This is a genomic window from Lichenicoccus roseus (assembly GCF_005844085.1).
In the GTDB taxonomy this organism is placed as follows: Bacteria; Pseudomonadota; Alphaproteobacteria; order Acetobacterales; family Acetobacteraceae; genus Lichenicoccus; species Lichenicoccus roseus.
Genome location: NZ_VCDI01000001.1, coordinates 1086469 through 1107675 on the forward strand (window position 1 = coordinate 1086469; position 21207 = coordinate 1107675).

General features: G+C 68.8%; 23 protein-coding genes. 20 read left to right on the forward strand and 3 right to left on the reverse strand.

What is annotated here, in order from left to right:
* Position 1 precedes the first annotated feature (1 nt).
* From atpD to FE263_RS04945, 11 genes are all read left to right on the forward strand, one after another.
* Positions 2 to 1393, forward strand: coding sequence for a F0F1 ATP synthase subunit beta (atpD, locus tag FE263_RS04895; RefSeq protein WP_138324762.1), 1392 nt, complete (start codon positions 2 to 4; stop codon positions 1391 to 1393).
* On the forward strand, positions 1390 to 1824 hold the full coding sequence (locus tag FE263_RS04900; protein ID WP_138324763.1) for a F0F1 ATP synthase subunit epsilon: 435 nt from the start codon (positions 1390 to 1392) through the stop codon (positions 1822 to 1824). The genes atpD and FE263_RS04900 overlap by 4 nt, the downstream gene beginning before the upstream one ends.
* Positions 1821 to 2111: an AtpZ/AtpI family protein gene (locus FE263_RS04905; protein ID WP_138324764.1), complete on the forward strand. Its 291-nt coding sequence runs from the start codon at positions 1821 to 1823 to the stop codon at positions 2109 to 2111. Before FE263_RS04900 ends, FE263_RS04905 begins: the two co-directional genes overlap by 4 nt.
* Complete coding sequence (locus tag FE263_RS22030) at positions 2108 to 2380, forward strand: N-ATPase subunit AtpR (RefSeq protein ID WP_171033938.1); 273 nt, start codon at positions 2108 to 2110, stop codon at positions 2378 to 2380. Before FE263_RS04905 ends, FE263_RS22030 begins: the two co-directional genes overlap by 4 nt.
* Complete coding sequence (locus FE263_RS04915) at positions 2377 to 3048, forward strand: F0F1 ATP synthase subunit A (RefSeq protein WP_138324766.1); 672 nt, start codon at positions 2377 to 2379, stop codon at positions 3046 to 3048. Before FE263_RS22030 ends, FE263_RS04915 begins: the two co-directional genes overlap by 4 nt.
* Entirely contained in the window at positions 3045 to 3290 is a 246-nt protein-coding gene (locus FE263_RS04920; RefSeq protein ID WP_138324767.1) for a F0F1 ATP synthase subunit C, read from the forward strand. Before FE263_RS04915 ends, FE263_RS04920 begins: the two co-directional genes overlap by 4 nt.
* Before the next feature lie 4 nt (positions 3291 to 3294).
* Positions 3295 to 4098: a F0F1 ATP synthase subunit B family protein gene (locus FE263_RS04925; protein ID WP_138324768.1), complete on the forward strand. Its 804-nt coding sequence runs from the start codon at positions 3295 to 3297 to the stop codon at positions 4096 to 4098.
* Entirely contained in the window at positions 4095 to 5657 is a 1563-nt protein-coding gene (locus tag FE263_RS04930; protein ID WP_138324769.1) for a F0F1 ATP synthase subunit alpha, read from the forward strand. The genes FE263_RS04925 and FE263_RS04930 overlap by 4 nt, the downstream gene beginning before the upstream one ends.
* A complete protein-coding gene (locus tag FE263_RS04935) occupies positions 5654 to 6505 on the forward strand; it encodes a F0F1 ATP synthase subunit gamma (protein ID WP_138324770.1) in 852 nt (283 codons plus the stop codon). Before FE263_RS04930 ends, FE263_RS04935 begins: the two co-directional genes overlap by 4 nt.
* Positions 6506 to 6634: 129 nt before the next feature.
* On the forward strand, positions 6635 to 7243 hold the full coding sequence (locus tag FE263_RS04940; RefSeq protein WP_240758986.1) for a gluconokinase: 609 nt from the start codon (positions 6635 to 6637) through the stop codon (positions 7241 to 7243).
* Positions 7240 to 8568: an MFS transporter gene (locus tag FE263_RS04945; protein ID WP_138324771.1), complete on the forward strand. Its 1329-nt coding sequence runs from the start codon at positions 7240 to 7242 to the stop codon at positions 8566 to 8568. The genes FE263_RS04940 and FE263_RS04945 overlap by 4 nt, the downstream gene beginning before the upstream one ends.
* Here FE263_RS04945 and FE263_RS04950 read toward each other — a convergent pair.
* Genes FE263_RS04950 through FE263_RS04960 form a run of 3 tightly spaced genes read right to left on the reverse strand, consistent with a single transcriptional unit; the run spans position 8540 to position 12752 of the window.
* Positions 8540 to 9250 (reverse strand): histidine phosphatase family protein, encoded by a 711-nt coding sequence (locus FE263_RS04950; protein ID WP_240758987.1) that lies wholly within the window; start codon positions 9248 to 9250, stop codon positions 8540 to 8542. The two genes, FE263_RS04945 and FE263_RS04950, sit on opposite strands and share 29 nt — an antisense overlap.
* Positions 9247 to 10347 carry a class I fructose-bisphosphate aldolase gene (locus FE263_RS04955; protein WP_138324772.1) on the reverse strand — a complete coding sequence of 367 codons (1101 nt, stop codon included), beginning with the start codon at positions 10345 to 10347 and terminating at the stop codon, positions 9247 to 9249. Before FE263_RS04955 ends, FE263_RS04950 begins: the two co-directional genes overlap by 4 nt.
* The gene (locus tag FE263_RS04960; RefSeq protein ID WP_138324773.1) at positions 10344 to 12752 is read right to left on the reverse strand and encodes a phosphoketolase family protein; all 2409 of its coding nucleotides are present in this window, start codon (positions 12750 to 12752) and stop codon (positions 10344 to 10346) included. Before FE263_RS04960 ends, FE263_RS04955 begins: the two co-directional genes overlap by 4 nt.
* Positions 12753 to 12924: 172 nt before the next feature.
* On the opposite strand from FE263_RS04960, the gene glk reads away from it, so the two are divergent.
* The 9 genes from glk to FE263_RS05000 all read left to right on the forward strand — a co-directional run bounded on the left by glk (position 12925) and on the right by FE263_RS05000 (position 21185).
* Complete coding sequence (gene glk / locus FE263_RS04965) at positions 12925 to 13968, forward strand: glucokinase (protein WP_138324774.1); 1044 nt, start codon at positions 12925 to 12927, stop codon at positions 13966 to 13968.
* 84 nt (positions 13969 to 14052) lie between these two features.
* Entirely contained in the window at positions 14053 to 14703 is a 651-nt protein-coding gene (locus FE263_RS04970) for a BON domain-containing protein (protein WP_138324775.1), read from the forward strand.
* A 39-nt stretch (positions 14704 to 14742) separates the two neighbouring features.
* Positions 14743 to 15618 carry a universal stress protein gene (locus FE263_RS04975; RefSeq protein ID WP_138324776.1) on the forward strand — a complete coding sequence of 292 codons (876 nt, stop codon included), beginning with the start codon at positions 14743 to 14745 and terminating at the stop codon, positions 15616 to 15618.
* Positions 15619 to 15628: 10 nt separating this feature from the next.
* Positions 15629 to 16279 (forward strand): BON domain-containing protein, encoded by a 651-nt coding sequence (locus FE263_RS04980; protein ID WP_138324777.1) that lies wholly within the window; start codon positions 15629 to 15631, stop codon positions 16277 to 16279.
* 18 nt (positions 16280 to 16297) lie between these two features.
* Entirely contained in the window at positions 16298 to 16726 is a 429-nt protein-coding gene (locus FE263_RS22360; RefSeq protein ID WP_205880258.1) for a hypothetical protein, read from the forward strand.
* A complete protein-coding gene (locus FE263_RS04985; protein WP_205880259.1) occupies positions 16723 to 17436 on the forward strand; it encodes an HAD family hydrolase in 714 nt (237 codons plus the stop codon). The genes FE263_RS22360 and FE263_RS04985 overlap by 4 nt, the downstream gene beginning before the upstream one ends.
* A complete protein-coding gene (locus FE263_RS04990; RefSeq protein ID WP_138324779.1) occupies positions 17433 to 19787 on the forward strand; it encodes a glycoside hydrolase family 65 protein in 2355 nt (784 codons plus the stop codon). Before FE263_RS04985 ends, FE263_RS04990 begins: the two co-directional genes overlap by 4 nt.
* Before the next feature lie 82 nt (positions 19788 to 19869).
* Positions 19870 to 20421 (forward strand): BON domain-containing protein, encoded by a 552-nt coding sequence (locus FE263_RS04995; protein WP_138324780.1) that lies wholly within the window; start codon positions 19870 to 19872, stop codon positions 20419 to 20421.
* Complete coding sequence (locus tag FE263_RS05000; RefSeq protein WP_138324781.1) at positions 20418 to 21185, forward strand: hypothetical protein; 768 nt, start codon at positions 20418 to 20420, stop codon at positions 21183 to 21185. Before FE263_RS04995 ends, FE263_RS05000 begins: the two co-directional genes overlap by 4 nt.
* Positions 21186 to 21207 lie beyond the last annotated feature (22 nt).

Here is a 21207-nt window from a genome sequence, read left to right on the forward strand (position 1 = left end):
AGTGGACAACGGGCGGGTGGTGTCTGTACGCGGCGCGGTCGTCGATGTATGCTTCGATGACGGCATGCTGCCCGCGCTCGATACCGAACTGGTAGTGGCCTGGGACCGGCCGGAAAAGCTGGTCCTCGAAGTGCACAGCCATGTCGACGAGAACACCGTGCGTGGTGTCGCGCTGCAGGCCACCGGCGGCCTGTCGCGGAACGCGAAGGTGCGGCCGACCGGTGCGCCGGTCACCGTGCCGGTCGGGGATGCGGTGCTCGGCCGCCTGCTCGACGTCACCGGCAACATTCGCGACGGTGGTCCGCCACTCCCGGCGGACTGCCCCGTGCGCGGCATCCACGCGTCGCCGCCCGCCCTGAAGGACGAGACCTCGGCGACCGTGCTGTTCGAGACCGGCATCAAGGTCATCGACCTGCTGGCGCCGATCGCGCAGGGCGGCAAGGCGGCGATGTTCGGCGGCGCCGGTGTCGGCAAGACGGTGCTGGTGATGGAGCTGATCCACGCCACGGTGGAAAAATACAAGGGCATCTCGGTGTTCGCCGGCGTCGGCGAGCGGTCGCGCGAGGGCCACGAACTGCTGACCGACATGCAGGGCTCCGGCGTGCTCGCGCGCACGGTACTGGTCTACGGCCAGATGAACGAGCCGCCCGGGGCGCGCTGGCGGGTGCCGCTCACCGCCCTCACCATTGCCGAATATTTCCGCGACCAGAAGCACCAGAACGTGCTGCTGCTGATGGACAACGTGTTCCGCTTCGTGCAAGCCGGCAGCGAGCTGTCGAGCCTGCTCGGCCGGCTGCCGTCGCGTGTCGGCTACCAGCCGACCCTGGCCACCGAGGTCGCGGCACTCGAGGAACGGATCGCCTCCGTCGCCGGTGCGTCGGTAACCGCAATCCAGGCGGTCTATGTCCCGGCGGACGATTTCACCGATCCCGCGGTCACCGCGATCTCGGCGCATATCGACAGCATCATCATGCTGTCGCGCAAGCTCGCGGCGGAGGGCTTCTATCCGGCGATCGATCCGCTGGCCTCCTCCTCGGTGCTGCTCGATCCACTGGTGGTCGGCGAGGAGCATTATCGCATCGCCGAACGGGCGCGCGAGGCACTGGCGCGTTTCAAGGACCTCGAGGACATCATCGCGTTGCTGGGCGTCGAGGAGCTGGCCGCCGGCGACCGCCTCGTGGTCGGGCGTGCGCGGCGGCTGCAACGCTTCCTGAGCCAGCCCTTCGTGGTGACCGAGGCCTTCACCGGCATGCCGGGCCGCAGCGTCAGCCGTGCCGATACCCTCGCCGGTTGCCGGGCCATCCTGGACGGCGAGGCCGATGGCTGGGCAGAACGCTCGCTCTACATGGTCGGCACCCTCGACGAGGCCCGCCAGAAGGAACACGCGGCGTGAGGCTGCGCATCACCACGCCGCTCGACACGGTGATCGACGAGGTCGGCGTGCTGGTGCTGTCGGCCGAGGATGCGAGCGGCTGCTTCGGCATCCAGCCGTGCCATGCCGACTTCCTGACCAGCCTGGTTGTCTCGGTGGTGAGCTGGTGTTCCGCCGACGGCGGCCGGCATTACTGCGCCGTGCGCGGCGGCGTGCTGACCGTCACCGGACGGAGCGGCTCGGGCTGCCAGGAGTTGGCCATCGCGACGCGGGAAGCCGTCCCGGGAGACGATCTCGCGCATCTAGACCGGGACATCGTGACGCAGTTCGACCGCGAGCTCGAGGCGGATCGTGGCGCGCGGGTGGACAGCACGCGCCTGCAGCTCAACGCGATCAGGCAGATCGTCCGCCATCTGCAACCGGGCGGTCCGGGCTCGGGCGACTTCTCATGACGGTGACACCGGGACCCAACCCTCCCGATCCCATGGTTGCCGGCGCACGCCTTCGCCGCGAGCGGCATTCGCTGTGGCTGCGCGACGGCGACGGCTCGGTGGCGCGCCGGCTCGGCCAGATCGGCGTGCTCGGCTGGATCGTCGTCTTGCCCATGCTGACTGGCATCTTCCTCGGTCGCTGGCTGGATCGCTGGCTGCATTCGGGCCTGTTCTGCACCGCTCCGCTGCTGATGCTCGGCGCCGCACTCGGCTGCTGGTCCGCCTGGCGCTGGATGCAGTCGTCGTGATCCTGACGCTCTACTCCGCCGCGGGCTTCGTGCTCGGACTGCTGTATTTTCAAGCCCTCATCTGGAACGCCGACCAGTTCGCCTCGGGCGGCGCGACGCTGTCGGCGGTCGGGCTGCTTGTCGGCCGCTTCGGGTTGCTTGCCTGCATCCTGCTGCTGACCAGCCTGCAGGGCGCGTTGCCGCTCCTCATGCTGACGCTCGGGCTGCTGGTCGGCCGCTACGTGCTGTTGCGTCGCGCCCGGCTCGCCACGCTGCCGGACGTTTCGTGAATTCGCCGCTCAGCAGTCCGCCGGTCTGGCAGATCGGACCGGTGACGATCACCGGTGACGTGGTCGCGACCTGGGTGATCATGGCGGTGCTGGTGGCTGCCAGCCTGCTCGCGACCCGGCACCTCGCCCTGGTGCCGACACGGACGCAGGCGGTGCTGGAACTGATCGTGGGCACCGTCGACCAGCAGATACGCGACACCATGCAGTTGCCACCCGGGCGCTACCGCGCCTTCATCGGCACGCTGTTCGGTTTCATCTTCGTTGCCAACTGGTCCTCGCTGATCCCGGGCGTGCGGCCGCCGACGGCGCATCTGGAGACCGATGCGGCACTCGCCCTGCTGGTGTTCCTCGCGGTGATCTGGTTCGGCGTGCAGGCCGGCGGGATACGCGGCTATCTCGCGACCTTCGCCACCCCGAACCTGGTGATGGTGCCGCTCAACGTCATCGAGAGCGTCACGCGCACCTTCTCGCTGCTGGTCCGCCTGTTCGGCAACGTGATGAGCGGCGTGTTCGTGGTCGGCATCGTGCTGTCGCTGGCAGGCCTGCTGGTCCCGATCCCGCTGATGGCGCTCGACCTGCTCACCGGTGCGGTGCAGGCCTACATCTTCGCCATCCTGGCCATGGTGTTCATCGCCGGCGCGATGCCTCCCAAAGGAAACAAGCAATGAACTGGTTGGCCTGCGTCAGCATCGTGTCGGCCGCGATGGCGGTCTCGTTCGGGGCCATCGGGCCGGCGCTCGCGGAAGGCCGTGCCGTGGCGGCGGCGATGGAGGCGATCGCCCGGCAGCCGGAATCGGCCAGCACGATCTCGCGCACGCTGTTCGTCGGCCTGGCGATGATCGAGACGATGGCGATCTACTGCCTGGTGATCGCGCTGCTGCTGCTGTTCGCCAACCCGCTGCTGAAATAGCCGCATGACCCTCAACTGGTGGACGCTCGGGTTCCAGACCGTCAACGTGCTGGTGCTGATCTGGCTGCTGCAGCGGTTCTTCTGGCGGCCGGTGAGCGCCATGATCACGCAGAGGCAGGCGACGATCCGCAAGTCGGTGGACGATGCCCATGCGATCGAGGCGAAGGCCGCCGCTGCGCTGGCCACCACGGTCACCACGCGCGCAGGGTTTGAAGCCGAGCGCCAGACGATCCTGGCCGATGCGCACAAGGCCGCGGAGGCCGCGCGCGCCTCGCTTCTCGACACCGCACGCACCCAGGCCCTGGCACTGCAGGCGGCGGCGACGGCGGCGATCGAGGCCGGCCGGCAGGCAGCCGACGCAGCGTGGTCAGGGCGCGCCGGCCAGCTTGCCATCGGAATGGCCGGCCGGCTCGCGACCCGGCTCGAAGGTGCCGCTGTGCAGGCATTGTTCCTCGACAGCCTGGTGCAGGCGATCCGGGCGCTGCCGGAAGCGGTGCGCGCCGGGCTTGCCGTGGATGGAGTGACCCTCGACGCGGTCAGCGACGCACCGCTCGACGATGCGGCGCGCGCGGTGGCCGTCACCGCGATCCACGGCGCCATCGGCGCGCAGCCGGAGATCGGGTTCAAGGTCGACGCGAGCCTGATCGGCGGACTGGAGCTGCATGCGCCGCATCTCACCGTCGCCAACAGCTGGCGGGCCGACCTTGCCCGGATCCATGACCAGCTTCCCGGTGAGAGCCAGCCCGCCCCCCGGCCCAAGGCCTCCAATGCGCCGCTGCCGCTGGCCACGGTTCCGACCGCGGCATGAACGAGACCGGTGCCACCGCCTGCGTCGCCGCAGCGGATGCGTGGCTCGCCCTGGCGACGCAGGCGGTGGCACGAACCTCGTTGGGTCCGCGCGCCGAGCAGGTCGGCCGGGTCGAGGCGAGCGGCGACGGCATCGCGCAGGTCTCCGGCCTGCCCGATGCCCGCCTCGACGAGCTGCTGCGCTTCGAGGGCGGCGAGGTCGGGTTCGCGCAGGTGCTGGAGCGCGACCGCATCGGCTGCGTGCTGCTCGACGACGCCGACGGCATCGCGGCCGGCGACATCGTGCGCCGCACCGGTGACGTGGTGCGTATCCCGGTCGGACCGGCGCTGCTCGGCCGCGTCGTCGATCCGCTCGGCCGGCCGCTCGACGGGCTCGGGCCCCTCACCGGCACGCAATCGATGCCGATCGAGCGGCCGGCGCCGGGGATCATCGAACGCGACCTGGTGGTGCAGCCGGTGCAGACCGGGCTGGTGGTGATCGACACGCTGTTCGCACTCGGCCGCGGCCAGCGCGAGCTCATCATCGGCGACCGCGCCATCGGCAAGACCACCATCGCCATCGACACCATCATCAACCAGAAAACCAGCGACATGGTCTGCATCTACGTCGCGATCGGGCAGAAGAGCTCCAGCGTGCGCCGCGCCATCGATGCGATCCACGTCGGCGGCGCGTTCGAGCGCTGCGTCGTCGTCGTCGCCAATGCGGCCGGACCGCCGGGGCTGCAATGGATCGCGCCGTTCGCCGGCATGACGATGGCGGAGTATTTCCGCGATCGCGGCGGCCACGCGCTGATCGTGTTCGACGATCTCAGCAAGCACGCGGCGACCCATCGCGAGATCGCCCTGCTGACACGGCAGTCGCCGGGCCGCGAAGCCTATCCGGGTGACGTGTTCTACGTGCATGCACGCCTGCTGGAGCGTGCCGCGAAATTGTCGAAGGCCAAGGGCAGCGGCTCGCTGACGGCGCTGCCGATCGCCGAGACCGATGCCGGCAATCTCAGCGCGTATATTCCCACCAACCTGATCTCGATCACCGACGGCCAGATCGTGCTCGATGCCAAGCTGTTCTATGCGGGCCAGAAGCCGGCGGTGGATGTCGGCACCAGCGTCAGCCGGGTCGGCGGCAAGACCCAGGCACCGGCATTGCGCGAGGCCGCGCAGACCGTGCGGCTGGATTACGCGCAGTTCCTGGAGCTGGAGAGTTTCACCCGGTTCGGCGGCATGTCGGACAAGCGGGTGCGGGCGCAACTGACGCGCGGCGCGCGGATCCGGGCGATCCTGGACCAGCCGCAGCATGCGCCGCTGCGCCTCGCGGACGAGGTGGCGCTGGTGCTTGCGGTACAGGCCGGACAGCTGGACGAGTTGACCCTGGAGGATGTGATCCGGTTCCGCAGCGGGCTCGGCGCCAAGCTCGATGCGTCCGCCGCTGTCCTGGTGGCGTCGATCCAGGTGAACGGCACCCTCGACGAGGCAGGCCGGAAGACCATGATCGAAGTACTGCTCGCCTATTCCAAGAGCTTCCCGCCACCTGCCGGGCCGGCCAAGGCCGCCGTCGCTTGACCGGACGGCTGTCAGAGGTCAGCGGCCGCCTCGACGGCATCCGGCAGCTTGGCGTGGTGGTGAATGCCATGCGCGGCATCGCCGCCGCCCGGGCGCAGCAGGCGCGTGGCCAGCTGGTCGCGGTGGACCGCTATTCCCACTCCATTGCTGCCGCCCTGGGTCGCGCCCTTGCCTTCCTGCCGCCGGCGCAGGCGGGCGGCAGTCCGGTGCCGAAACGACCGGCGCTGATCCTGTTCTGTGCCGAACAGGGTTTTGCCGGACCCTATAGCGAGCACGTGCTCGATACCGTGGCCGGCGATCTCGGGCGCTCCGAACTGTTTCTGGTCGGCACGCGTGGCCTGTCGGTGGCGCGCGAGCGCGGCGTGCAGCCCGGCTGGTGGATCGCGCTGCCCTCGCATTCGCCGGCGATCCCCCGCCTGGCGGACCGGATCGTCGAGGCGCTGTACCGACGCATCGACGCCGGCAAGCTCGACCGGCTCGATGCGGTGTTCTGCCGACGCGATCCGGGCGAGCCGTTACGGGTCCTGCGCAGATCGCTGTTCCCGCTGGATGTGGACAGCCTCGACATCGCGCGCAACGAAAATCCGCCATTGCTGACGCTGTCGCCGCCCCGGCTCGTGGAAGCCCTCACCGCCGACAACATCCACGCCCAGCTCTGTGCCTGCGCGCTGCACGCCTTCGCCGCCGAGAACGAGGCGCGCATGGAGGCGATGGCGAGCGCCCGCAACCAGATCAAGCGCCAGCTCGACACGCTGCAGGCCACCGAGCGCCAGGTCAGGCAGGAGGAGATCACCGCCGAGATCATCGAGCTCGCAGCCGGCGAGACAGCGAGCCGGGAGCGGACCTGATCGGCCTCATGGGCGGGTCAGACGGTTGGGTGTTTTCCGAAGCTACGCCGTGACGGTTCCCGCGGGCACCCTGGTTGCTGCGATTGCACGGCGTCCTGCGGACCCGCTTGCCCTGATTGGAGATCGATCGTGGACATTGAACAACCAGCGCGGCGGGTGTGGTCGCCGGCGCTTCGGCACACGATCGCACGGCCGGTCATCGTTGTCGTCATGGGCGTCTCCGGATCGGGCAAGACCACCGTGGCGGCGCTGCTTTCGGCCGCCTTGGGCTGCCAATTCCAGGAAGGCGACGCGCTCCACTCCGCGGCCAACGTGCGCAAGATGCACGGCGGCACGGCGTTGACCGATGCCGACCGGTTGCCGTGGCTGCATGCCATCGCCGGAGAGATCGACGGCTGGCGCGCCCGGGGCCAATCCGGTGTACTGACCTGCTCGGCGCTGAAACGGTCCTATCGGGATATCGTCATCGACGACCGTCCGGGCGTAGCGCTGGTCTACCTGCGCGGATCGCACGACCTGATCCGCCGCCGCATGGCGGCGCGATACGAGCATTTCATGCCGCTGGCGCTGCTGGACAGCCAGTTCGCAACCCTCGAGGAGCCGACACCGGACGAGCAGCCGATCACCGTGGATGTCAGCCTTCATCCGGCCGATATCGTAACGACCATCGTACATCAGCTCGAACTGCGCGACGCCATCGCCACCGCTCCGCACAGGCTTTCCGAGGCACGGACATGAGCGCCAGCGCCCCGGCCGTGCTGCCGGCGGCCAGTCAGGCGCCGACCGGACGCGTGCCACGCCTGCGCTGGGGCATCGGCCTGCTGCTCGGCTTCGGCGTACTGGTGAACTATTTCGACCGCATCAACCTCTCGGTCGCCGCACCCCAGCTCAGGCAGGAGTTCCACCTCAGCGACAGCGAGCTCGGCTGGCTGTTCAGCGGTTTCTTCTGGTCCTACGCCTTGATGCAGATCCCGACCGGCATGATCCTGGACCGCTTCGGCGTCAGCCGGACCAACCGCTGCAGCACGCTGTTCTGGTCGATCGTGTCGGCTTCGACGGCCTTGTTCGCCAGCGGATTCGGCAGCATGTTCGGCGCGCGCATCCTGCTCGGCGCGGCCGAGGCGCCCGGCTTCCCCGCCAGCGCGAAGGCCACCGGCTACTGGTTTCCGCGCCAGGAACGATCGCTGGCAACCTCCATCTTCGATGCCAGCGCCAAGTTCGCCAATGTCATCGGCGTGCCGCTGGTCGCGGTCGCCGTGGTGACATTCGGCTGGCGCTGGGGCTTCGCGATCACCGCGAGCCTGAGCTTCCTGTATTTCCTGGCGTTCTTTTCCTTCTATCGCGATCCCAGCAAGCACAAGTGGCTGAGCGCCAGGGAACGCACCTACATCCAGGCCGGCGGCGCCGCTGTCGAGGGGCCATCCCGCAGCGGCGAGATCGCCATGCTCGGCCATCTGCTGCGCAACCGGAAGGTCTGGGGGCTGACCATCGGTTTTGCCGCGTACGGATATTCGTTCTACCTGTTCCTGACCTGGCTGCCGAACTACCTGGTCGAGACGATGCACATGAGCATCCTGCGATCCGCGGGCTTCGCCGCCGTGCCGTGGATCTGCGCGACCGTCGCCGACCTGATCGTCGGCGGCTGGCTGATCGACCATCTGATCGCCAGGGGCTTCGCGGAGACCCCTGTGCGCAAGACCGTGCTGGTGACCGGAATGCTGCTCGGTCTTGCGGTGTTCGGCGCCACGCTCACCACCAGCCCGGTCTGGGCGATCGCGTGGATCTCGATCGCCCTCAGCGGCCTCGCCGCGGCAGCGCCGGTCGGCTGGTCGATCCCGTCGCTGATCGCTCCGCGCGGCGCCACCGGGACGATCAGCGGGATCATGAATTTCCTGAACAACCTGATGGGCGCGGTGGCCCCGATCACTACCGGCTACATCGTCGGCGCCACCCACTCCTTCACCGGCGCATTCCTTGCAGCCGGTGTCGTGCTGGTCGTCGGCATCCTCTCCTACGTCTTCGTGCTCGGCAGCCTTACGCCGATCCCGGATCCGTCGCGGTGAGCATTCCGAAGCGTGGCAGGAACGGCGGGGCGGCGTTCCACAGTGCGATGACCGCAACATCCGGATGCGCCGGGTTGTAGCGCAGGATGCTGAGCGATGCGGTGGTCAGCGCGAGATGCTCGGCCGCCAGCACCGGCGCCATGATCCAGCGCGCCGCCAGCACGCAGGCGAACTGGCCGTGCGAGAACAGGGCGATGTTGCCATGCCCGGCGCGCAGCCTGGCGATCAGCCGGTCGGCCCGGTCGGCAACCTGCTCGGGCGTCTCCCCACGCGGGCAGCCATCCCTGAAGACAGTCCAGCCGGCGTGCTTCGCGCGTATGTCGGACGAGCGAAGTCCCTCGTAGTCGCCGTAGTTCCATTCGAGAAGGTCGGGCTCCGGTCGCGCCGCGCCGCCGAGTCCGGCGAGCTCGCAGGTGCGTCGCGCGCGCAGCAGCGGGCTGGTCAGCACCCGGTTGAATTCGATCGCGGCCAGCGACGGCTGCAGGGCGCGCGCCTCGTCCTCGCCCTCCGGCGTGAGCGGGATGTCGGTGCGGCCGGTATGCTGGCCAGATCGCGACCAGGCGGTCTCGCCATGCCGGACCAGGTACAGGCACAAGGGTGGCCGCTCCGGGCACGCCATGTCCTCGAGCGTGCCGCCACCCTGGTGCTGCATCCGGGCCGGCGCGACCGACGCCAGCATCATTGCGCCGCCTGCATGGTCGCTGGCGCGTCGATGAGGGCGTCCAGGTCGAAGGGCGGCACGCGGCGTCGCTCCAATCCGGGATCGTAGGCGCCGTGCAGGGCGGCCCGGTTGCAGGCCGCCCGGTGGAACAGCACCTGCTGCGCGGCCACGGTATTCGCCTCGAAGCCTTGCCAGAGGTGCAGTGCGGGCTGCTGGATTGCCCGGGCGAAAGAGAAGCCGAGCGTCCAGGGGATGCGAGCCCTGGGGACGGTCGACTGCGCGTTGATCGCGTTCAGCCGCAGGGAGGCCAGCTCGGCGGACTGTCCGCCCGACAGGAACACGATCCCGGCCAGCGCCGGCGGCACGATCGCGAGCAGGCAGCGCAGCGTGGCGTCGGCGACCTCTTGCGCCGAAACCTGTCCTGCGGGCGGCTGGTCCAGCCCGGGCAGCACCATGTTGGCCTTCAGGACCAGGCCGTCGAGCTGCACGCCCTGCCGCCCGATCTGCTCGAAGACGCACGACAGCAGTTCGCCGGTGACTTCGCCGCACCGGGCCAGGGAATGCGCACCGGTCATCAGCACCTCCGGCTCGACGATCGGCACCAGGCCGGCTTCCTGGCACAGCGCCGCATAGCGAGCCAGCGCATGGGCGTTGACCGCGATGGCGCAGGCGGTGGGCGTGTGCGGCCCGATCGCCAGCACGGCACGCCATTTCGCAAAGCGCGCGCCCATTGCGCAATACGCCTGCAGGCGCGCGCGCAGCCCGTCGAGCCCCTCGGTCACCGTCTCGCCGTCACGCAGGGCGAGCGGCTTCGCACCGGTATCGACCTTGATGCCAGGCACGATCCCGGCTTCCGCGAGCACCTGCAGGAAGGGGGTGCCGTCGCCCGTGGCCTGCCGGATGGTTTCGTCGTGCAGGATCGCACCGCTGATGCAGGCGCCGAGATGCGGCGTGGTGACCAGCAGCTCGCGGTAGCGCCGTCGCATCTCGCCGGTCTGCGGGATGCCGGCCTCGGCGAACCGCCGGTTGCAGGTTGGCACGCTCTCGTCCATCGCGAGCAGGCCACGCCCGCTGCCGACCAGCGTACGGGCGGTATCGACGAGGATGTCGGATGTCACGCGGGCGCGCCCCATTTCCAGTCACGGATCTCGGGAAGGTCCTCGCCATGCGCATCGATATAGCGCTTGTGCTCGATCAGCCGGTCGCGCAGGTGCTGCTTGAGATACGCCCCGCGCGTGCCGAGGCCGGGCAGCCGGTCCACCACATCCTCGACCAGGTGGAAGCGATCCAGCTTGTTCTGCACACGCATGTCGAATGCGGTGGTGATGGTGCCCTCCTCCAGGTATCCGCGCACGTGCAGGTTTCGGTTGAAGCGGCGATAGGTGAGCCGGTGTACCAGCGACGGATAGCCGTGGAAGGCGAAGATGATGTGCTTGTCGCGGGTGAACAGCGCGTCGTAGTCGGTTTCGCTCAGGCCGTGCGGATGCTCGCTGCTGGACTGCAGCTTCATCAGGTCGACAACGTTCACGACGCGTATCCGCAATTCCGGCAGATGCTCGCGCAGGATCGACACCGCGGCCAGGATCTCCAGCGTCGGGGTGTCGCCGCAGCAGGCCATCACCACATCGGGCTCGCCGTCCTGGTCGTTGCTGGCCCAGGACCAGATGCCCAGGCCCTGCGTGCAATGCACGATTGCCTGCTCCATGGTGAGCCATTGCGGCAGCGCATGCTTGCCGGCGACGACCACGTTCACGTAGTGCCGGCTGCGCAGGCAGTGGTCGATGGTCGAGAGCAGGCAGTTCGCGTCCGGCGGCAGGTAGGCGCGGACGATGTCGGCCTTCTTGTTGATGACGTGGTCCAGGAAGCCAGGATCCTGATGGGTGAAGCCGTTATGGTCCTGCTGCCAGACATGCGAGGCGAGCAGGTAGTTGAGCGAGGCGATGTTGCGGCGCCACGGCAGTTCCAGGGTGACCTTCAGCCACTTGGCGTGCTGGCTGAACATCGAGTCCACGATCCGGATGAAGGCCTCGTAGCTGTTGATCAGGCCGTGGCGTCCGGTCAGCAGGTAGCCCTCGAGCCAGCCCTGGGACTGGTGCTCGCTGAGCATCGAATCCAGCACGCGACCGGTGGGCGCCAGGAACTCGTCGTTGCCTTGGTGTTCCGCGTCCCATTGCCGGCTGGTGACCTCGAAGACCGCGCCCAGCATGTTGGAGAGGGTCTCGTCAGGACCGAAGATCCGGAAGTTGCGACCGCGGGCGTTGAGTGTGACGACGTCGCGCAGGAACTGCCCGAGCACCAGCGTGTCCTGCGCGTGCACGGCGCCGGGCAACGGCACCTGTACTGCATGCTCGGCGAAGTCCGGCATCCGCAGGTCGCGCAGCAGCAGCCCGCCGTTGGCGTGCGGATTGGCGCCCATCCGCCGCGTCCCGGACGGCGCCAGCTCGGCGAGCTCCGCGATCAGCCGGCCGTCGGCATCGAACAGCTCCTCGGCACGGTAGCTCCGCATCCAGGCCTCGAGATCGGCGACATGCCCGGGATGGGCCGCATCGACCAGGATCGGGACCTGGTGCGCCCGGAAGGTACCCTCGATCTGCAACCCGTCGATGACCTTGGGTCCGGTCCAGCCTTTCGGAGACCGCAGCACGATCATCGGCCAGCGCGGCCGGGATGCATCGCCGGTGCTGCGCGCGGTCTGCTGGAACTGCCTGATGTCGGCGATCGCCCGGTCGAGGGCGGCGGCCATCAGCTCGTGCATGGTGGCCGGGTCGTCGCCCTCGACGAAATACGGCATCCAGCCGCAGCCGCGCAGGAATTGCTCGAGATCCTCGTGGCCGATACGCGCCAGGATGGTCGGGTTGCTGATCTTGTAGCCGTTGAGATGCAGGATCGGCAGCACCGCGCCGTCGTTGATCGGATCGATGAACTTGTTCGACTGCCAGGCGGTAGCCAGCGGTCCGGTCTCCGCCTCGCCGTCGCCGATCACGCAGGCAACGATCAGGCCGGGATTGTCGAAGGCGGCACCGAAGGCGTGGCTGAGCGAATAGCCGAGCTCGCCGCCCTCGTGGATCGACCCCGGCGTGGTGGGTGCTACATGGCTGGAGATGCCGCCCGGGAACGAGAACTGCTTGAACAGCCGCTGCAGGCCGGGCTCATCCTGGCTGATGTCCGGATAGATCTCGCTGTACGAGCCTTCGAGATAGGTGTTCGCCACCAGCGCCGGACCGCCATGGCCGGGACCGGCGATGTAGATCATGTCGATGTCGTAGACCTTGATCACCCGGTTGAGGTGCACGTAGATGAAGTTCTGCCCCGGGGTGGTGCCCCAGTGGCCGACCACCAGCGGCTTGACGTGCGCCTGGGTCAGCGTCTCCTTCAGCAGCGGGTTGGCGTACAGATAGATCTGTCCGACCGAAAGATAGTTGGCGGCGCGCCAGTATGCGTCCATCCGGGCCAGCAGATCGGGCGATAGTGCGGGCGCCTCGACATGACGCGTCAGCTCCCGTGCGGGGGTCGTGGCATCCATCTCGGCGATCCTTCGATTTCCGCTGTCCGGCGCGGGAAACGTGCCGGCTGTCGGGGGCGCCGGATCGTAGGACGCCGCCATTCGCGGACGCAGGTTCGGAAACTACCCAACGGGATCGACGTGGGTAGTTTCCGCCTGTCGTGCCGCCGGCCGCGAACCGCTATGGCGGATCATGCCCCATGCATCGTCGAGCCACGTCGCCGGGGGAAACCTGATCGCCGGGGATATCGGCGGCACCATGACACGGCTCGCGCTGGTGTCACCCGAGAGCGGACCGAGGCATTTCCTTGCCCAGCGAAACTACCGGAGCGCGGAGCACCAGGGATTGCAGCAGATCGTCGAGACATTTCTCGCCGATATTGGCACGCGTGCCGCCAACGCCTGCTTCGATGTTGCCGGGCCGGTGGTGGATGGCCACGCCCAACTCACCAACCTGCCATGGCAGATCGACGCGGAGGAGCTCAGGTCGGGGCTTGGGCTTGCGTCCGTCAGGCTGCTCAACGACCTCCAGGCCGTCGCCACCGCGATCCCGCACCTGCTGCCGGACGAGACCGCCATCATCAATGCGGGCTCTCCCGTCACCGCCGCACCGATCGCGGTGCTGGCGCCGGGGACCGGCCTGGGGGAAAGCTTCCTGATCTGGAACGGAAGCTCCTACATCGCCTGCCCGTCGGAAGGCGGCCACGCCGATTTCGCACCGACCAGCGAGCACCAGGCCGGCCTGTGGAGGTATCTCACCGACCGGTTCCGGCACGCCGCCTACGAGCGCGTCTGCGCCGGATCGGGGATCCCCAACGTGTACGACTATGTCAGGTCGCAGGATCCATCCTCGGAGTCTCCGGGGTTCGCGTCGCGGCTGCACGCGGCGCCGGATCGCTGCCCGATGATCGTCGACGCCGCCCTGCACGACGCCGACCGCAATCCCCTTGCCGCCGCCGCACTCCGGCTGGTGATCGACGTATGGGGCGCGGAGGCCGGCAACCTGGCGCTCAAGGTGCTTGCGACCGGCGGCGTCTACCTGGGCGGCGGACTGCCGCCACGGATGCTGCCGCTGCTGCAGGACGGCGCCTTCATGCGCGCCTTCACCGCCAAGGGACGCTTCTCCGGCCTGCTGCAGGCGATCCCGGTGCGTGTCATCCTGGTGAATGCAGGATTGCTGGGTGCTGCGCTCCATGGCCTGGCGCCCGAGGAAGACCCGGTCACGCCGGCTGCGTAGTTTCCGATTCTGCGGCAGCGGCGCGGTGCGGCGTAGAACGCTCCCGCAAGGTCCAGCGGATCTCGCCAGAACCCGGAGAGCGCCATGTCGAACGACAGCCAGCTGCAGAAGTCGGTCCTTGCCGAATTGGCCTGGGAGCCGAGCATCACCGCCGCCCACATCGGCGTGGCCGCCGATGACGGCGTGGTCACGCTGACCGGCCATGTCGACAGCTTCGTCCAGAAGCACGCGGCCGAAGACGCTGCCCGGCGCGTGCGGGGCGTCAGGGCGGTCGCGGAAGAGATCGAAGTGCGGCTGGCCTTCGACATGACCCGGGGCGACGACGATATCGCGCGGGCGGCCGTCGACCGGCTGTCCTGGGACATCTCGGTGCCGAAGAACGAAGTCAAGGTCAGCGTCGAGGCGGGATGGGTCACGCTGAGCGGCGAGGTGCAGTGGTATTTCCAGAAGCAGGCGGCGGTGCAGGATGTCCGCCACCTCACCGGCGTCATCGGCCTGACCGACCGGATCACCATCCGCGCCAGCGAGAGCGCCGGCGATATCAGCGACGAGATCACGCACGCCTTGCACCGGTCGTGGTTCTTCGATCCGACCCTGGTCACCGTCACCGCGGAGCACGGCCGCGTCCGCCTGCTCGGCACGGTGAAGTCGTCATACGAAAGGCAGGTCGCCGCCGAGACCGCATGGGCCGCCCGGGGTACCATCTCGGTCGAGAACGACATCCTGGTCGGCTGAACTCCACGTGCCGGGCATGCAGCTGACGAGGATGGGCCGATGAGCATCAGGACGATACTGGTGGTGCTGGAAGTGGAAAGCGCCGTCGAGCAGCTTCTCGATGGAGCGCTCGAGATCGCCAGGGCGATGGAGGGTCATCTCGAGATACTCCTGCTGCAGGGTGATCCGGAACAACTCCTTGCCGACTGTGCGTTCACGCCACTCGGCTCGATCCCGATCCAGGCGCTGAATGAAGGGCGCGACGCCGCAGAGACCGAAATCAAGCGGCGCTTCACCGCCTGGCGCGACGCCCGCGACCTGCCCGGCGATATCGTCGACCACAGGCTGCGGACCACCTACGCCAGATGGTCCAGCTGGCAGGGCCGCGCGGAGATCGGGCTGTTGCGTCGCGGCCGTCTCGCCGACGTGATCGTCATGGCACTCCAGCCCAGGCGGCTGGGACTGCGCTCGGCACTGGTCGACGCCGCCCTGTTCGATAGCGGACGACCGGTGCTGTTCCTGCCCGGCGTGCCCGTGGTGCCGCCGCTCGGCAGGGTCGCGCTGGCCTGGAACGACAGCCTGCAGGCGGTGCGGTGCCTCGCCTGCAGCCTGCCGTTCCTGCACGAGGCCGAGCGTGTCTTCGTGCTGTCGATATCCTCCGGCCCGGACGATATCGGTGGCGACAGCGCCAGCATACCCGCCGAGGATGTCGTCGAGGCGATGACGTGGCAGGGGATCAACGCCTCGCTGGTGCGCGTCGCGCCGAAGTCCGGCGAGACCATCGGTGCGCGGATGCTGCGCGAGGCCGCCGACCTCGATGTCGGGTTGCTGGCGCTCGGGGCGTTCACCCACAGCCGGGTACGCGAGGCGTTGCTCGGCGGTGTGACCCGGCATGTCCTCGACCACGCGACGATCCCGCTTCTCATGATCCACTAAGGAAGCAACGGTGTCCCACGACAGCGATCTGCAATCGTCCGTTCTCGCCGAAATGGCCTGGGAGCCGAGCATTGCCGCCGGCCATATCGGCGTGACGGCCAGGAACGGCATCGTCACCCTGTCGGGTCATGTCGACAGCTTCCTGGAGAAGAATGCCGCCGAGGAGGCGGCACGGCGGGTGAAGGGCGTGAAGGGCGTTGCCGGGGAGCTCGAAGTGCGCCTCGCCTTCGACATGACGCGCGGCGACGACGATATCGCTTCCGCCGCGATCAGCCGTCTCGCATGGGATACCGCGGTGCCCCGGGACGCGATCCAGGTCGAGGTCGAGCGCGGCTGGGTCACCCTGACCGGCGACGTACGCTGGCACTTCGAAAAGGAGGCCGCCGCAACCGACGTGCGCAACCTTGCAGGCGTGACCGGGCTCACCGACAAGGTCACGATCAAGGCCGCCGTCAGCACGCTGGACATCTCCGACAGCATAATGGACGCGCTGCACCGTTCCTGGTTCTTCGACCCGAAAACGGTGACGGTCACCGCGGAAGGCGGCCATGTGCGGCTGTCGGGCACCGTGCGTTCGCTGAACGAGCGCCGTGTCGCCGCGAATACCGCGTGGGCAGCACCCGGAACCTCGGATGTCCAGAACGATCTGGTCGTCGTCTAGCGGTAATCGACTCCGGGCATGGAAGAGCAACCGGCCACCATCATCGGGATGATCGGCGCCCTGCTCGCAGGTCCCGGTGCACAACCCGGGCACTGCGAACGGCGGGACGGCAACGGCGCGATCCGGTTCACCCTGTCGCAGGGACCCGACGGGTCGCTGGTCGAAGGTTCCAGCCGGTATCGCGGCCTGGACGGGCAGTTCTCCGGGCAGATCAGGGCAAGCGCCACCACCGGCGTCAGTCGATACTGCCTCGAATACTCGGACGCGGAATGCTGCGGCACCACCCTGTCCTTTACCGTCGACGACGGCAGCGGCAGGATCCTGTCGATCGAGCCGCCGGAGACCGACCGGCGCGACAGGATCGTGCTCCCGGTTGCGGCGGACGCCGAAGCCGCCCAGCTTGCCGAGGACCTCGACTATCGCGAGCAGCATCAGGTCGGCCCGTGACGGATGGCGCAGGCGGGCCGATCGCCGCGATCTTCGACGTGGATGGCGTGCTGCTTGCCTCTCCGCACGAACGCGCATGGCGCGAGGCGCTCGGTGGCCTCGCCGACCCCGCCCTGTTCACCACGGCGCTCTACCAGGAAACGGTCGCCGGCAAGCCGCGGGCAGCCGGCGCGCTGGCGTCGCTGCAGGCACTTGGCGTAGCCGATGCCGCGGGGCAGGCGCCGGCCTATGCGATCCGCAAGCAGGCGCGGCTGGAACAACTCGTGCAGGCCGGCGCGGTACAGGCATTTCCCGACGCCATGCGTCTCGTTCGTACCCTGCGCGGGCTCGCCTGGCCAATGGCGGTCGCATCCTCGTCGAAGAACGCCGCCGCGATGCTGCGCGCGATCGTGGTCGAGCCTGGCTGCAGCCTGTTCGAGATGTTCGCGGTGGACATGTGTGGCCGCGATCTCGCGCACGGCAAGCCGGATCCCGAGATCTTCCTGCTGGCAGCGGCGGGATTGGGAATCGAGCCGAGGCACTGCATCGTCCTGGAGGATGCGCCGGCCGGGATCGAGGCCGCGCGCGCCGGCGGGATGTCATCGATCGGCGTCGCGCGGCTCGACGATGCGGCCGGCCTGCGCGCGGCGCAGGCCGACATGGTCGTGACCAGGCTGGATGACGGCTCGGTGCAGGCCCTGGCGGCCAGGATGCTCGGCGGGACGGTATGATCGCCCCGTCCGCCCCGGGCCTTGCCGGGACGCCCGATCCGGATCCTGCCTGGGCGCTGACCACCGACGGCTTCGACGCCCTGCGCGAGGGCAGCCTGGAATCGCGCTATGCCATCGGCAACGGCCTGATCGGCGTGCGCGGCGCCCGCGCGGCCACACGCGGCAGCCGCTGGCTGGCGCCGCCCCGGACCTACGTTGCCGGCCTGTTCGATACGCCGGAACGATCCGCATCCAGCTCGCAACAGGACGAGGCCGTCTCGCCCGGACTGGTGCCCGCGGCCGACTGGCTGCATGTGCGGGTGCTGCTCGATGGCCATGCCCTGCTGCGCCATCCGGCCGAGGTGACCGCGCATCGCATGACGCTGGACATGCGGGGTGGCGCGCTGCTGAGCCGTTTCGAGCATCAGCATCGCGACCGCGACGGCGGCAATCCCCTGCGCCTGCTGGTGCACACCTTGCGGCTGACCTCCCAGGCGGATCGTTCGATCGGCCTGCAGGTCATCGAGATCGAGGTTCTCGACGGCGAGGCGGCGATCAGCTTCGAGGCTTCGTTCGAGGGCGTGGAACTCGGCCTCGTGCCCGAGCGGATCGGCGACGGGCTCGGCGAATGGCGCACCCATACCGGCGGCCACCGCCTCGCCATCGCCACCAGGGCGAGCCTCGCCATCGACGGCGGCATCCGGCCGCCATCCGGGACCGGGCCGCTGCGCAGCACCTGGCAGTGGCGCTGCCTGGCCGGTGAGCAAATCCGCTTCGAACGCACGGTCGCGGTGGTGCGGTCGGATGGGCCGCAACCTGATCCGGGCACTGCCGCCACCAGACGGCTGGCCAACGCCTCCGACCTCGGCACCGCTGCGGTGATGGCGGCGCACCGGCTCGCCTGGGACGCGCGCTGGACGTGCAGCGCTGTCGAGGTCGGCGGCGATCCCGCTGCCCAGCGTGCGCTGCGCTTTGCGCTCTACCATCTCAACAGCGCGGCAAATCCCGACGACGGGCATGTCTCGATCGGCGCGCGTGCGCTCACCGGCGACGGCTATCGCGGCCACGTGTTCTGGGACACCGAGATCTACCTGCTGCCGTTCTACAGCCTGACCTGGCCGGCGGCGGCGCGCGCGATGCTGATGTATCGATACCGCACCCTCGACGGCGCGCGCGCCAAGGCGGCCGGCATGGGCTGGCAGGGCGCGCTGTATGCCTGGGAGTCGGCCGACAGCGGCGCGGAGGCGACGCCGCTGCATGCCGTCGCCGCCGACCATGCCGTCATCGATATCCTCTGCGGCAAGCAGGAGCAGCATATCAGCGCCGACGTCGCCTTTGCGGTCTGGCAATACTGGCAGGCGACCGGCGACGAGGCCTTCCTGCTCGAAGCCGGCGCCGAGATCCTGCTGGAGACCGCGCGCTTCTGGTCCAGCCGCGCCCGGCTGGAAGCGGACGGGCGCAGCCACATCCGCGGCGTCATCGGGCCCGACGAATATCACGAGCATGTCGACGACAGCGCCTTCACCAACGTCATGGCGCGCTGGAACATCCGCACCGGTCTCGCGACCGCATCCCTGTTGCGCGACCGCTGGCCCGGGCGCTGGGCCAGCCTGTCCGCCGCCCTCGGCCTCGAAGCGGAAGAGCTTGCCCGCTGGGGGACCACGGGCGCGACCATCGTGACCGGGCTCGATCCGGCGACCGGCCTCTACGAGCAGTTCGCCGGCTACAACGAGCTGGAACAGATCGATCTCGCCGACTATGCCGGGCGCTCGGTGGCGATGGACATGATCCTGGGACGCGAGCGGATCGGCCGCTCCCAGGTGGTCAAGCAGGCCGACATCGTCGCATTGCTCGGGCTGCTGCCGCAAGAATTCGCCGGTGCGTCCGGGCTGGCCAATTTCCGCTTCTACGAGCCCCGGTGCAGCCATGGCAGCTCGCTCAGCCGGGCCATGCACGCGTTCGTCGCCGCACGCCTCGGCCTCTCGGATCTGGCGCTGCGGTATTTTCGCGAGACCGCCGATATCGATCTCGGCGACAACCAGGTCGCCTGCGACGGCGGCATCCATATCGCAGCACTCGGCGGGATCTGGCTCACCGCGGTGTTCGGCTTCGCGGGGCTGTCGCTCACCGATGATGGCGTTGCGCTCGATCCGCAACTGCCGCCGCAATGGACCAGCCTTGCCTTCTCCGTGCAGCGGGGCAGGTGCGACCTGCACATCTCCATCGGCACCGGCGTCGATGTGGCGATGCAGGGGCCCGTCACGCTGACCTTGCGTTACCGTGGCGCTGTGCATGTCCTGCAGCCGGGGCAGACGCTGCATCTCGACAGCATCGCATCGGCGGATCGCCCTGCTGCCGGCGTGGTTAGGTAGTTTCCGGCGCTTCAAGAAGTTCCAGGCGGCGTCCAGGTTGTTTGCAGGATCGATGACATCGTAGAACCAGATCGGAAGCATCATGATCGACGACATCCGGCTGCGAGAGGACGTCCTGGCGGAACTGCTCTGGGAGCCGAGCGTCGCCTGCGACGGCATCACGGTGACCGCCCGCCGCGCGGTCGTCACCCTGTCGGGTCATGTCGGCAGCTACGCCCAGAAGTCGGCGGCGGCGGCGGCAACACGCCGGGTGGCCGGGGTGCAAGCCGTGGTGGAGCGGATCAAGGTCCGGCTGCCGGCGGAGATGGGCTGGTCCGATGGGATGATCGCGGCGACCGCGGCCGCGCGCCTGGCCTCGAACGTCTTCGTCCCGGCTGGTCGCGTGCTGATCGCGGTCAAGGCGGCCCGGGTGACGTTGACCGGCCAGCTCGACTGGTGGTTCCAGCGGGAAGCGGTGGAGCAGGACATGAGGGCGCTCTCCTGCATCGTCGACCTCTCGAACCGGATCACGATCCAGCGCCTGTGCAGCCTGGCGGCGCCACCCGCCGCGGACCGGGGCGACGAGATGGTCGAGGCGCTGTACCGCGCGTGGTTCCTGCCCACCGGTGCGTCATCCGATCGGCCGAGGGCATGACCACGAACGACATCACCGCAACCTTCGGGCCCGGCGCCACGGACCGGGACAGCCTGTCGCGCTCGCACCGCTCGACGCTGGATGCGATCTTCGGGCATCCGGTCGCGCACGGAGTGTCCTGGACGGATGTCGTCGCCCTGGTAAAGGATGTCGGTGTGGTCGAGCACGAAACGAACGGCGAGACCAGCTTCGTCATCGGCGGCGACCGCAGGCTGTTCAGGGCGCCGCACAGCAAGCAGATCGAGGCGACCACGGTGATCGATCTGCGCCACATGCTGGCGCGTGCCGGTTGGTCGCCCCATGCCGCCGGGTCGCCGGGGCCAGCACCCGACGCCCCACCGGCCGCGCCGGATGTTCTCGTGGTCGTGGAGCAGGCCGAGGCCCGGGTCTATCGCCTGCATGAAGAGGCCGGCGAGCCGACCGACCAGGTCATCCGGTCGGATCTCTCGTCGCACCGGCTGCATGAGCTCGCACGCCGGGAAGGCGGCCATGCCGGCGAAACCGGTTGGCAGGCGGATACCGAATTCTACGAGCGCATCGCCGGGGCCCTGCACGGGGGCGGCGCCATCGTGCTGGCCGGTCATGGGCACGGCCACAGCGATGCCGCACATGCCCTCGAGCTCTACCTGCAGCGGCATCATGCGGACATCGCCGGCCGGCTATGCAGGACACTCGGAGCCGATCTGTCGAGCCTTACCGACGCGCAGCTTCGTGCCCTGGGGCGGCGGGCGCTTGTGACGGCGGAACCGGCGACCAAAGCCTGAGCCTCGGGCAAGCCCCGGGTCC

Excerpts from the sequence above, each read along its gene's own strand:
- FE263_RS04905 (WP_138324764.1), top strand. The coding sequence starts at position 1,821 with ATGACGGTGACACCGGGACCCAACCCTCCCGATCCCATGGTTGCCGGC.
- FE263_RS04920 (WP_138324767.1), top strand. The coding sequence starts at position 3,045 with ATGAACTGGTTGGCCTGCGTCAGCATCGTGTCGGCCGCGATGGCGGTC.
- FE263_RS04925 (WP_138324768.1), top strand. The coding sequence starts at position 3,295 with ATGACCCTCAACTGGTGGACGCTCGGGTTCCAGACCGTCAACGTGCTG.
- FE263_RS04930 (WP_138324769.1), top strand. The coding sequence starts at position 4,095 with ATGAACGAGACCGGTGCCACCGCCTGCGTCGCCGCAGCGGATGCGTGG.
- FE263_RS04945 (WP_138324771.1), top strand. The coding sequence starts at position 7,240 with ATGAGCGCCAGCGCCCCGGCCGTGCTGCCGGCGGCCAGTCAGGCGCCG.
- FE263_RS04950 (WP_240758987.1), bottom strand. The coding sequence starts at position 9,250 with ATGATGCTGGCGTCGGTCGCGCCGGCCCGGATGCAGCACCAGGGTGGC.
- FE263_RS04960 (WP_138324773.1), bottom strand. The coding sequence starts at position 12,752 with ATGGATGCCACGACCCCCGCACGGGAGCTGACGCGTCATGTCGAGGCG.
- glk (WP_138324774.1), top strand. The coding sequence starts at position 12,925 with ATGCCCCATGCATCGTCGAGCCACGTCGCCGGGGGAAACCTGATCGCC.
- FE263_RS04970 (WP_138324775.1), top strand. The coding sequence starts at position 14,053 with ATGTCGAACGACAGCCAGCTGCAGAAGTCGGTCCTTGCCGAATTGGCC.
- FE263_RS04975 (WP_138324776.1), top strand. The coding sequence starts at position 14,743 with ATGAGCATCAGGACGATACTGGTGGTGCTGGAAGTGGAAAGCGCCGTC.
- FE263_RS22360 (WP_205880258.1), top strand. The coding sequence starts at position 16,298 with ATGGAAGAGCAACCGGCCACCATCATCGGGATGATCGGCGCCCTGCTC.
- FE263_RS04990 (WP_138324779.1), top strand. The coding sequence starts at position 17,433 with ATGATCGCCCCGTCCGCCCCGGGCCTTGCCGGGACGCCCGATCCGGAT.
- FE263_RS04995 (WP_138324780.1), top strand. The coding sequence starts at position 19,870 with ATGATCGACGACATCCGGCTGCGAGAGGACGTCCTGGCGGAACTGCTC.
- FE263_RS05000 (WP_138324781.1), top strand. The coding sequence starts at position 20,418 with ATGACCACGAACGACATCACCGCAACCTTCGGGCCCGGCGCCACGGAC.